At 46.9% G+C, this 12,379-nt stretch carries 9 protein-coding genes and 1 pseudogene; 4 read left to right on the top strand and 6 right to left on the bottom strand.

The window, feature by feature from the left end:
* Positions 1 to 143: 143 nt before the first annotated feature.
* The 4 genes and pseudogenes from RIC07_RS32635 to RIC07_RS32650 form a co-directional block, all read right to left on the bottom strand.
* Positions 144 to 1,346, bottom strand: coding sequence for an NAD(P)/FAD-dependent oxidoreductase (locus tag RIC07_RS32635; protein ID WP_446398156.1), 1,203 nt, complete (start codon positions 1,344 to 1,346; stop codon positions 144 to 146).
* Positions 1,347 to 1,440: 94 nt separating this feature from the next.
* Positions 1,441 to 1,911 (bottom strand): YlqD family protein, encoded by a 471-nt coding sequence (locus tag RIC07_RS32640; protein ID WP_006099879.1) that lies wholly within the window; start codon positions 1,909 to 1,911, stop codon positions 1,441 to 1,443.
* A gap of 49 nt (positions 1,912 to 1,960) precedes the next feature.
* Positions 1,961 to 2,221 (bottom strand): annotated as a pseudogene (locus RIC07_RS32645) (zinc ribbon domain-containing protein); the annotation flags it as partial.
* A gap of 142 nt (positions 2,222 to 2,363) precedes the next feature.
* Positions 2,364 to 4,397: an AMP-dependent synthetase/ligase gene (locus RIC07_RS32650; protein ID WP_446398157.1), complete on the bottom strand. Its 2,034-nt coding sequence runs from the start codon at positions 4,395 to 4,397 to the stop codon at positions 2,364 to 2,366.
* 249 nt (positions 4,398 to 4,646) lie between these two features.
* Between RIC07_RS32650 and RIC07_RS32655 the strand changes: the two genes are divergently transcribed.
* The 4 genes from RIC07_RS32655 (at position 4,647) to RIC07_RS32670 (ending at position 8,234) form a co-directional block, all read left to right on the top strand.
* A complete protein-coding gene (locus RIC07_RS32655) occupies positions 4,647 to 5,738 on the top strand; it encodes a response regulator transcription factor (protein ID WP_446398158.1) in 1,092 nt (363 codons plus the stop codon).
* A gap of 57 nt (positions 5,739 to 5,795) precedes the next feature.
* Positions 5,796 to 5,933 (top strand): hypothetical protein, encoded by a 138-nt coding sequence (locus RIC07_RS32660; protein ID WP_446398159.1) that lies wholly within the window; start codon positions 5,796 to 5,798, stop codon positions 5,931 to 5,933.
* Between the two features lie 97 nt (positions 5,934 to 6,030).
* A complete protein-coding gene (locus RIC07_RS32665) occupies positions 6,031 to 6,957 on the top strand; it encodes a hypothetical protein (RefSeq protein WP_446398160.1) in 927 nt (308 codons plus the stop codon).
* A gap of 260 nt (positions 6,958 to 7,217) precedes the next feature.
* Positions 7,218 to 8,234, top strand: coding sequence for a peptidoglycan-binding domain-containing protein (locus RIC07_RS32670; RefSeq protein WP_446398161.1), 1,017 nt, complete (start codon positions 7,218 to 7,220; stop codon positions 8,232 to 8,234).
* Positions 8,235 to 8,504: 270 nt separating this feature from the next.
* Here the strand turns inward: RIC07_RS32670 and RIC07_RS32675 are convergent, their stop codons facing one another.
* Positions 8,505 to 8,984 carry a hypothetical protein gene (locus tag RIC07_RS32675; RefSeq protein WP_446398162.1) on the bottom strand — a complete coding sequence of 160 codons (480 nt, stop codon included), beginning with the start codon at positions 8,982 to 8,984 and terminating at the stop codon, positions 8,505 to 8,507.
* A 185-nt stretch (positions 8,985 to 9,169) separates the two neighbouring features.
* Positions 9,170 to 12,280, bottom strand: a complete 3,111-nt coding sequence (locus tag RIC07_RS32680; RefSeq protein ID WP_446398163.1) for an MFS transporter — start codon at positions 12,278 to 12,280, stop codon at positions 9,170 to 9,172.
* Between the last annotated feature and the right edge of the window lie 99 nt (positions 12,281 to 12,379).

Here is a 12,379-nt window from a genome sequence, read left to right on the forward strand (position 1 = left end):
CGTACAGAATTAGGTTCGGTCAAGCTAACTGTAAAAAGCCGAAACGCCCTATTTTTCGTTCTCACTCTTCCTTATCTACTGGTCTACCTGTCTTCCTTGTCTTACCTGAACCCCAATCTTAAAAAACCTACCCTTGTGAGCCCCTACATACCCTCGTTTTTGAGCAGATTTAATAACGGTTGTGCCATCCAATTTAAACCAACTTTAAGCTGATGGTCTAGGGTGGGCATACGATAAAGATAGGCAAGACGCCGCGCTAGGTGGGCGAAGACCCCATCAAGTTTTAATCCTAACCCCGTCAGTGTGGCGTTGTCTGTCCCTAATGTCATCATTTCGCCTAAATGCTGGTAGCGGAAGGGGAGTAAGGGACGCCCGGTTAGAGATGCCCAAATATTCCAAGCGGCGTAATCGGCTTGCTGGAAGGCAGATTGAGCCGTATTGGGGACTTGTTGACCGGTGATGTCTCGACAATCGGCTAGATCCCCTAGGGCATAAAGTTCTGGATGGTCAACCACTTGTAGAGTTGGGGTGATCATCAGCTGACCCCGGTGGTTTTGTTTAAAGGGGAGCGATCGCACGACGGGGGCGATTGTGGTACCAACTGCCCATACTACGATATCTACTGGAATGGTATCCACCTGTCCTTTGTACAGCAGAGAAATGGTATCAGCGCTGATCGCATCTACCGAGGTGTCTAGGTCGATCCATACCTTTCGTTCATTTAACGCATTCTGTGAGGCTTCACGGTTAAATTCGGGAGAGGTTTTCAGAATCATCTCACCTTGTTCAATTAACCGGATGCGTCCGCGTTCTCCTAATCGTTCAGCAAGTTTGCAGGCGAGTTCCACGCCACTGTATCCACCACCGACAACCGCGACACGAATTTTTTCCTTGTCAGATTCTTCGAGAATGCGTAACCGTTCTTCTAAACGATAAGCATCTGCGATCGCCCGAAACGGAATCCCATGTTCAGCGACACCGGGGACGCTTTCCATCGGTGTAACTCCACCTAAGGATAAAACCAAGCGATCGTAAGCAAACTCTACGCCATCCTGCAATTGTACCCGCTGTTGCTCACTATCAATACCCATCACTGTCGCTTGGGTGAAGCGCACTCCTGTATTTGCCAGGAGTTCTTCAAAGGGTGGGGCAATTTCCCAGGTTTGCAGTTCACCTGTCAGGAGTTCGTACAGCAGGGGCATAAATACGAAGCGATCGCTTTGATCAACAAGTATAATTTCTGGCTGCTGTGACGTTTCCCAAGGGAGTTGGCTTAAGCGCAGGGCAGTATAAAGCCCCCCAAAGCCTCCACCGAGAATACATAATCGGGTTGTTTGGTCACTCATTGTTGAATGGGCGGATTATCCGTGGTAGGGGAACTTCCTTCCAGGATAGCAAGAGGCAGTGTAGAGACGTAGCATGCTACGTCTCTACAATCCTTTAGATATCGCCGCGAATTTCTTCAACTACGCCATCTCGTAGGAGAATTTCGACCTGCATTTTGCGAACTAGGTTATCTCCGGCTTCAACGCGGAAGAAGCTTTCGATTTGACCTTGATTGACTTCTTGGTCAAGTTCGAGCATCTGTACCTGTTGAAGTTGCTGGAGTTGCTGGTTTTTTTGCTCAAGCAGCTCACTTTTCTTTTGATTGACCTGCAATTGAATACTTTCGATTTGCTGCTTGACTTGAGGACCCGGAGGATTCACACTTTGCTTTTGAATTTCCGCGATCGCCCGTTGCCCTTGCATGTCCAACTGTTGAAGTTGAGAGTCCAGTTGGTTAATTTGTCCCTGGAGTTGTTGTTGTACCTCCTCCTTCCAGCGGGGTGTGACAATGGCTTTAATATTAACCGGTCGCTTCAAGAGTAGGTTGGATTGAGATTCTTTGGATTGAGATTCTTCTGTAGGCATATAGGTATTTCTCAGTAGGTCTGATACGTGACTATCCTCCCACACCCAATCAAAGATTATGGTGTGGGCTTCCAACATCGCTGTTAGACATTGCTGCCCTGCGCCACTTATCTAGGATCAATGCCCCCGACAGCCCGACTTGACAGCCAATTTCTTTCCCCCAGAGTCCCTGGGTACTCAGTTGCTCATCGCCTCGGTTACAGATTTCCTGTGCTGAGGCTACATCTCTATCGACCTCATACTTGCATTCTGGGCAACTATGCCATCTATCCGACAGTTCCTTTCTGACTTCAATACGGCAGTTTGGGCAATGGCGTGGGACTTATTGCCTCCCCCAATCCCCCACCGCAAGTTAAAAAGGTAAGGGTTAATCCGACTAACAGGATAACCCAAAGTTTAGGGGCATAATCATGTTAAGAGCAACAGGCAACTTGCCAGCAGACTCTTTCACCCTATTTCCCCGCAATAGGGGCGAACATCCCGTTAATGATATCGCGATATCGTTGAGTAACAACGGGTCGCCGGATTTTCAGTGTTTGAGTCATCATGCCATTTTCTATGGAAAAGGGTTCTGAAATCAGCGCAAATTGACCAATTCGATCATCAGGGCGATAACCGGGTCGATTTTTGACTTCCCGGTTCAATTCTTGCCGGAATAGGTTCTGCACCTCTTTACTGTTCAGGTCAATACCCGTCCGGAACGACTCGCTTTCCTCCTTCGTATCGGAGTTGGGCAAGTTTAGGGTAACATTTTCAGCGGCTGCCCACTGTTGCAGGGCGTCCAGATTCGGCACAATTAACGCACCGAGCGATCGCTGATCTTGACCCACTAGCATAATTTGGTCAATATAAGGACTTCGCAGACAGGCATCTTCAATCGGTTGCGGCTCAATATTTTCGCCGTTGGTCAATACGATGGTATCTTTTGCCCGTCCTGTCAAGACTAAATCATGGTTGGGCGTCACCCATCCCAAATCTCCGGTATCAAACCATCCCTCGGAATCAATGGCTTTTGCCGTTGCCTCTGGATTTTTATAGTAGCCTTGCATCACTTGGGGACCTTTCACCAAAACTAACCCCTGTTCGCCTGTGGGCAAGGGTTTGCGGGTTTCTGGATCAACAATGCGAATCTGGGTTCCGGGCATGGGGAGTCCGGAGGAACGGCGCAGATTCCGTTCCATTCGGCGAACATTCGTCACAGGAGAGGTTTCAGTAAGTCCATACCCCACCAGAATCTCAATCCCGGCAATTTCAAAGAAGTTTTCTAAATGCATTGCCAGGGAACCTCCACCACTGATAATGGTTTTGATTTGACCCCCGGTTGCCGCCCGCACGGTTTGATAAATGAGTTTGTCGGCTAATTTATGGGCGGGTAACAGGAGTGAGGCTTGGATGCTGGCGCTGAGGCGTTCCAGGGGACTAGAGTTAAGCTGGTTCAAGTCTAACCCTTGAGCGATTCGCCGCGCTTTAATATAGCGCTGACTGATATCCAGTAAGGTGAACACTAATTTTTGCTTATTCGGTGGTTGCTCCCGAAACTGCTTTTGTACCCCGTCATAAATCGATTCCCACAGCCGAGGAACGCCGATCATGTAGATGGGTTTAAAGGCTTTGAGATCGGCTTTGACATGGCGAATCGTGGTGTAAATTTGGGTACACCCTTGAGACAGGAGGAAGTATTCAACGGTGCGTTCGTAGACATGCCACGTTGGTAAAATACTCAAGATGCGATCGCCTCCTTTGGGTTGGAGGACGATACCAAAGGTCGTCACTTGATGCAGCAGGTTACCATGGGTTAACATCACCCCCTTGGGTTTCCCGGTGGTGCCGGATGTGTACATTAAGGTGGCGAGGGTTTGACGGGTCGCCTGAACGGGTTGTAGAGTTGCGTTTGACCCCAGAGTCATCACCTGAGAGAAATTAAGCACCTTTAGCTTGTCTTCAGCAGGTGGTTCTTCATCGGAGAGTAAGATCACAAACTGAATGGGTAAGTCGTCAAGATGAGGTCTGAGTTTGGTCAGTGTCTTGGTATCTTCGACAACTAACGCAATGCTGCCACTGTGTTCTAATATATACCGCAATTCTTCGGGATCAGCTTGGGCGCTACGAACCACATTTGCCGCTCCAGCCGTCATGATCCCCTGATCGGCAATTAGCCAACGAGGGCTGTTATCGGCAATTAAGGCGATACGGGGCGGAAGTTCCGAGGATTCCTGTTCCTGCTTGATCACCGGATTATCAAACAAGGTTTGTAATCCCGCCGCCAATTGTTGAATCTGGCGTACCAACTGAGTGTACGTGAAGATCACCTCGGGTTGGACATGGGGATCTCTGAGGGCAATAATCTGTCCAAATCGCTGCGCCGCGATCGACCAAATTTCTGGCAGAGACTGGATAGAGGAATAGTCAACTAGGTGCTTGAGCAGGTTACGCTCTTGGGGACTCATCGACAACGACATAGAATTAGTTGGTTTTGTGTTTAACATCTATTACAATTGCTGGTTTTTTTTACCATACTCTTTTGAAGTGAGGCAGAATAGGGGTTTCAGGTGGACAGAATCTCTTCTGTCTGTCATTATCGTGTCTTCCTATCCCCCATCTTTCCACCTCCTGAAAAATTGCCACAAACGATGTCGGCAAGGCTGAGGTTTTAGTAGGCGAGGAATTTTCTGCTTAAAAATCGGGGGATATCACAGGAGGATTCAGGATCATCTATTGTTCAAAGGGGGAAGAGTATGAAACTTTTGGTTGTTGAGGATAATCCTACCTTAGCCAAAACCATTGTGGCAGGATTAACCCAACAAAATTATGTTGTTGATCTAGCCCAGGACGGTGAGACGGGGTTGGACAATGCTTTAGCCTATGACTATGATCTGATTCTGCTTGATATTAATTTACCCCATTTGGATAGTATTAGTCTTTGTCGCCGATTGAGACAAGCCGGAAATACCAGTCCGATTGTTTTATTAAGTGCATCAGTAGCAACGCAAGATATGGTGGCGGGATTAGATGCGGGCGCTGATGACTATATTATTAAACCCTGTCCCGTTGAGGGGTTAGCGGCTCGAGTTCGGGCATTACTCAGACGTAACCGGGATGCTAGTACCCCAACCTTGCAATGGGGAAATTTGGAAATCGATCCGAGTACCTGTGAGGTAACCTGTCAGGGACAACCCTTGCGTCTATCTCCTAAAGAATATGGTCTTTTATATTTGTTGATGTCATCTCCTACCCGGATATTTAGTCAAGATTATATTATCGAAAAACTGTGGGCGTTCGGAGATCCACCCAACCGAGAAACGGTTAAGGCACATGTTAAAGGATTACGACGCAAGCTCAAGAAAGCGGGTGTAGGTGACATTATTGAAACTGTGTATGGGTTCGGTTATCGTTTGAAGGAGCTGTGTGAACTGCAAACGGCGTCGTCTAAGCTTAACCCCATTCTGGAACGGTTTGTGGCAATGCGCCAGATGGAGTATTTAATCCTTAATCCTGATTTAACCATTCGCGAGATTTCTGATCAGGCTCAAAGGTTTTGTGATTTTCCTGAAAAATTAACCCTTGGCAAATCGGTCTGCATTAGTTTTCCAGAGTTGATTGGTTTAGACGATATATTATTGGATGTTTTGGCAGGAAAAACAGAAGATTTTAGGTTGGAAGGTGTTGCGCGTTCCCATAATCCGCAACGACCGGAGTATATTGATATCTATAGTATGAATGTTGATAATCAGTTATTTCTGCTGTTTGAAGATGTCTCCCATGAAATGAGTTGGAAACAAACCGTTACTCAACAAGAAAATGAAACCTATCTTTTATTGGGGTTTTAATCTGGATGTCCCGTTTTATCAGACATCCCTGGTGTTGATGCCGAAAGCGATCGCTACTTGAGCCGAAACCTGAAATTCCTTTGGGTAGAGGATTTTACGGGTATGGGTGAGGAGGTGCGATCGCTCATTTCAGCTAGCGATCGCCTAAAACTCCTAGGGGAAACAGGTGGGATTAAGAGTGATCGCGATCGCTGATCCGGCTTGTATTTAATTCAGTGATATTCCACTTTAGAGTGATGAAAGACGTGGCAGATTCTCTTTATCCTTTAGGTGAAGCTAAAAGCAAAAACCAATGAATAAGAACATGAAAACCAGTATAATTTCAGGACTTACTCTAACATTAGTACTTGGTTGTAGCTCTTCCCCACTGTCTGCCAATGAATCTTTCTCCCAGCAAGCTAACACCCTCGACACGAATAGGGAAACAATTGCATCACAAGTAAGCCACACTAAGCAGACATCTCCTCCAGACTTCAATGATTATCCAGCAACCGAATCTTTCTCTGGTGATCCTGCACCCGTTGACTTAAGCAGTGACCCAGATGCTAGAAGATTCCGCACTGTTTTACGAGAGGGCGCACAAACCGGACCCAATTTTGCCGGAAAATATACGGTGGTGACTTGGGGATGTGGCACAAGCTGTCAATCCGTTGCCATTGTCGATGCTGAAACTGGCTCAGTTTATATGCCAGGTATTGTGGCTGAAGCGGGTGTGAAGCATAAGTTGGATAGTCGGCTACTCGTGGTTAATCCGCCAGAAAATACTCCGGGAAATAGACCCGATTGGATGGAAACAAGTTATTACGTCTGGGATGGTACAGAGTTAACGGAAGTTTCGACATCATCGTCATCATCGTCACGCAAAGAGGAGGTTGATGATTGGACAGATACCTTCTTTTATGCGGTTCATCCAGACATGAAAGGGAGGAGTATTGATCCTTCTCAAGAACTTTATGTTCGAGAATGGAATGCCCTGCGCGGGGTCGTAAAGAATTGGGTGGGGTGGATTGAAAGTAACTGTGGCTCGGCAAGTTCTGACCAGGATCAAGCTAGCGTGAACAATGTAAGTGTTCGTGATAAATTAGCTGATGCGGTTTTCTATGCTCGTCATCCTGAGTTAAATGGGCGTGAAATCCGCAGTGGAGAAACAGCTTTAGCGAATGAATGGAAATCAATTCATGATCGTATTTCTGGGGTTCTATTTTCAGGTTTTTGCTAAATAAGGCTTTGAGATAGGTGCTTTCGGACGGGGTGGAGAAAATACAGCTTATGGGTAATTTATAGGATGAGTTTTATTCTAGAATTTGCGTCGCTGTCGCGTACATCGAAGACTGGTTATCCCTGCGAGGCGACAGACGGAGGACTTCATTATATGGAACCCTGCGAGGAATAACGTCAATCAATGAATTCAGGCTCTACCGAGGCTAGGGGGGAGAACCAGCGAAATCATTACGAAAAAGGAGGAACGAATCAGACCGAATGATTAGGCAAAACTTCAGTTCAAAAAAATCAAAATTAATATTTAGCTGCCTATCTGTGGGAATTCTTAGCAGCGTAATTCCTTTAAGTTGGACTTTACCCGCCAATGCCCAAAATCTTATTCAAGATTATCAGCATCGATATATGGCTAATTCGAGTCAAGACACAACGAACAGCGTTGAGTTTAACTGTCAAAACATCCTAGCATCAGCTTCAAACTCCTCGACGGATGACTATGGACAAGCTGCATCAGAAGCGGCTTACTATAAGCTAGAACAGTATTCTCTTCAAGAACTGCCAACCCTGAATCAAGGTAGTGCAGGACAAAGAGTGAGACAATTGCAACTTTTTCTGGAAGATCAAGGCTACTATGACACAACCAGAGAAGACCTTTCAATTGATGGCATTTATGGCAAGGGAACCGCTAGTGCGGTAGAACAGTTCCAACGCATTCATAATTTGAGTAATGACAGTATCGTAGGTTCCCAAACCTGGCAAGCTATCATCAATCGAATCGAGGAAATTTTATCAGTTCCACCGTCTCAACGGCATACTCTGAGTAGCTATTTACCAGAACTTTGTCGGCGGGTTCAATTTCTATCTGATATCTATAGTGATAATCGTAGCCAAGCTGAAGTCGAGGCAATTCGCCAATACCGCCAAACGTGGCAGAGTCAGTATGATGAGCGAGCCAAATTTTTGGGTCATTGGTATGGACCTTTTGGTGTTGCCATTACTCTAATTCCGACTTCTAATCCTAATCGCGTCTGTTTGCAATATCAAGATGAGTATGGTGCAGGGGTAGAATCAGCAGAATTCAGAAACAATAAACTACTCTGGAAGGATCACGTTATGTTACTCATGCAGGACAGATTAGTATTAGTTTGGTACGGACAAGGTAAAATTGATGCGAAAGTGGATGTCCAAGACTTTCCTTCGGCTAAGATTCCGGCGACAGTCCGCGATGAGTCATTCCAAGAGCAATACGAACAGTTAGGATGTCAAGGATGGAATTAGTGAGTTACTCTAAATCCCCGACTTATCCAAGAAGTCGGGGAGCTTGTTTGGATATATAGCAACCGCCATAGCGGTTAGGACACATCATTTAGTAGAGACGTTGCATGCAACGTCTCTACAACAGTTCGGAACGTCCTAATCGATGTGTCTACTGCTCTAATTTGCAATCTGCTATAAAAAATTGGTCTTGTGGGAAAGAACAAGACCAACTTAAGACAGAAAAACTCCGTTTGAGATTAACGGAATGCTTATTGATTAACTTCTGATTGATTAAGAGGGGATATCTTCCAGGGCTAAATCGAAGGTAATCTCATGAACACCAGGAATGTCTTTAATCTGCTCAATGTATTTACGCGCCGTTGCTTGGTCTTTAACCGTTCCGGTGAGTCGAACCGCACCACTCGCAACGCCAGCGACTAGGTTCTCAGAAATATCGGACTCAATCTTATCCTGAATCTGAGAATCACTCAGTTCCTTTCCACCTCGGCTCGGTTCAACATATTCAATTCCTTGATACTGACTCCCTGCTGCAGAGGTAGTCACTTTTTCATTGTTGGGTTGTTGACTGCTTTGAGAGGAATCAACAGCAGCTTGAGGGGGTGCAGCGAAGGCAGGAAAAGCACTATTAAATGTAAAGATGGCAACACCCAGCAGCATCATAGCTGAGCGGAACAGGCGATTCGGCTTCACGAGAACAAGACTCGCGATCGCCAAGGTAGCGATGATCATTAATAAGTTGATCATATCCATAACTATCATTTTCTCCGTACACTACAGCTAACATTACCGACTGCTGCCCAAATAGGCTTCATTCTACAGTCATAAATTACTTCTCTATCCCAAGATAGATACGAAATTAAGGAAACAGGGATATGGGAGAACTCCTGGAGACGCGCCCTGACGTAGAGACGTTGCATGCAACGTCTCTACATCTTTTAAGCAACGCCTAAAGCGCCTGCACCTGCGGAAGCCAACGCCGAAACCAGCGCTGTACCAAACAGCCACCAAGCAGCCGTCGCGGCGGCTTTGCGAGTTTCCTCTGCTTGGCGTTGGGCTTGATGCTTGACCTGTTCTAGGCGCAGTTGGGCTTGTTGTTGAATCCGTTCTGCCCGTTGTAGCAAACGAGTGCGAACCTGCTCAATCTGACCAATCATCCGATTAGCATCGGCTTCGGAGATATCGTCACGGGAACTGATAATAGCGACAAGGGTATCGCGATCAAACTGAGACAAGCGATCGCGCAGTGCATCAAACCCCGCTTCTGGGTCATCAAACAACGTCCGCACATCTTGCTTGATGCCATCATAATTCAGTTCAGGACGCTCTAAGCTATTCAGGTAGTCGCGAATGCGCTCAAAAATACCGTCAATAATCGACTGGATGCGATATTGCACCGTCCGGATTTGGGCGATCGCTTGATCGCGCACCTTCAGGATTTGATCGACAATCTGGTTAACATCTTCTTCTGAGATATCCTCCCGTTGGGATAACAGCGCCACCAGCGTCGAGCGATCAAAGTGGGACAAGCGTTCTTGCAGACTCGACATCCCAGCACCGGGTTCATTCAGCAACATTTGCATATCCCGTTTAATTCCTTCGGGATTCAGTTCCTCTTTACCCGTCGAACGTAGGTAATCCTCAAAGGCGGCTTGGAAATCTTGGGCGGTTTCCTGAGTGCGTAGCGCCCAGCGTCGGGGGGCTTTGGCGATACGGCGCAGGGTGGAAAGCACTTGATCAATGATCTGGTTAACGTCTTGTTCACTCAGATCATCCCGTTGGGCGAGTAACTGTACCAGGGTATCGCGATCCATTGAGGCTAACCGCTTTCTGATTAAGCGGGTTCCATGCTGTGGATCATCCAGCAGTTTGGTTAAATCACGCTGAATCCCGTCTGGATTGAGTTCTGGCTTCCCGGTGTTCCGCAGATATTGAGCGATCGCGGACATGGTTTTGTCGTATTGCTCTTTGGTTGTATCCGCCATTTTTTGGGGAATACTGCGAACACGAGTCCAAGTCCGTTCAACCTGATCGATAGTTTGGTTAATTTGGCTTTCACTCAAATCTTGACGCTGATTTAACAGTTGTACCAACGTATCCCGGTCAAAGCGTTCAGCGCGTTTCCGCAGCAGCAGCCATCCCGCTTGAGGTTCATCTAAGAGTAATTTGAGTTCCTGTTCAATGGCTTGAGGATTCAGTTGAGCTTTACCGGTGTTACTCAAAACAGACTGAACCTTCATCCACTGGGCTTCAACTTTTGCCTTCAGCGCCTCTTGGGTTTCTTTGGCTGTATCCAAAACGCGATCGCGGGCTTTTTCCATCTCAACGATTACCGCTTCCCCTTCAATCGGGGTTAAATCGTGGCGTTGTTCGACCAACCGCTCAAATAGAGGACGATCAAACTGAGCCAGACGATTGCTCAGGTGTTCGTAATCTGCATCTGGATCATGGAGAATCTCCCTAATATTCAGTTGAATCTTCTCAGGCGTGAGTGCTTCCTTGGGCGTGGATAGGAAATATTGCTCCATCGCGGCTAATAGTGCGATCGCCTCGGCGCGTTCTCTAGCAGCAATTGCCACAGATAAGGCTTCTAAGCGAATGATATCCAGCCAAGTCGAAATTTCTCTGATCCGTTCTTCAGTAAAAACACCCCGTTGTACCAACAAATCAGCAAAATCTGACCGATTGAGCTGCTCTAATTCCTGTACCACGGTGGCGGGGTCAGCTTCTGGATCATAGAGTACATCTCGGAATTCCCGCTCCAATGTAGGTCGATGCATCTGCCAAGAATATTTATTGAGCAGATAATTTTCTACATCGGCTCGCACCGTACTGTACGCTTCATCCTGAGTCCCACCACGGATCTGAGCAGAAACTTGACCAGCCTGTTCAGTAACTTGGCTTCTTGCGTTTTTAAGCTGACCGACAATTTTCTCCATATCTAAGTCTGATATATCCACACGTCCCATCACCATGCCCATCAGACTATGCATACCTGTGGATGCAGCTTGAGCCAGAGGTCCTGGATTTTGGGCTTTGCGGCGCTTGCGGAGTTCTGCCACTAAATCATCAAGCTTCTCGGTAAACTCGTCACCAACGAGCTGATCCGGTGTAGCGGACTGAAGGTACTCCCTAAATTCTGCCATAGCATCTCTAGAAGAAGGCAACCGATTCACCGTTTTCTTCCAGACGGTTTCGAGTTGGTCAACAATTCGATTCACATCCCGTGGCGGTAAATCGCTGCGGCTACTTACTAAATCTATAAATGTCTGCCGATTAATATCACGCAGGCTGTCACTACCAGCAATTTCTTGTAAATTTGGGTCATTGATTAAGTCTTCTAATTCCGCCCGAATCTTTTGCAGATTCAGTTCTGGAGGTCGTATCGCCTGAATATAATCTTCTAAGTTCTCGCGAATCGTCACCGGGTCAATTGCAGAACCCAGTTCTCGACGTACCGCCGCCGCTGTTGCTTCTGCGGTTTGCACCACCTCTTTTTGGACGGCGCTACCGCCAATTGCGGCTGTGGCGGTGCCTAAAATGGCTTGAAAACCAGAGGTAGCGGTACTAATTACTGATCCGATCAAAGAACCAACCGTTGTCGAACTCACCCAAACCAGTAACGAAAAGTACGTTGCCCAAATCACCAACCCGACGATCGCACCCAAGCCGGGATTCTCCAGTAAACTTAATTCTACGGCAAATAGACAAGCAAAAAATAGCGCCACGGTAACGCTAATTAACGTGGCTAATCCCAATGCTGTACCAACCTTGCGAATTGTCCCTTGTACGCTTTCTGAGGATTTCTGCTGATTAGACGATGATGAGTCTCCGCCTCCAGCAAAGGAAATTCCCAACGCCACACCCAGATTCGTTAAGAGCATCTGGAACGCAAACGCTAAAACCACACCAGCGACTAATGTGGTAAAAAATTGGGGTCCGTCAAAGATCAGCGCGGCATCTTCGACGGTATCGAGTTCTGGCTCTACTGGTATCTGTGCTATCCAAGCCACCCAACTCGTGAGTCCTAGTCCCACACTCTCAACCATAATGTTTTTCCTCGTTGTTTCGGTTATATATAACGATGACCGGAATAGGATTGCCTACTTCAAGGCAGATTTTCCTGTCCTTCTGTCAGAATCGTTGTC

Source organism: Coleofasciculus sp. E1-EBD-02, from assembly GCF_040218245.1.
GTDB lineage: Bacteria > Cyanobacteriota > Cyanobacteriia > Cyanobacteriales > Coleofasciculaceae > Coleofasciculus.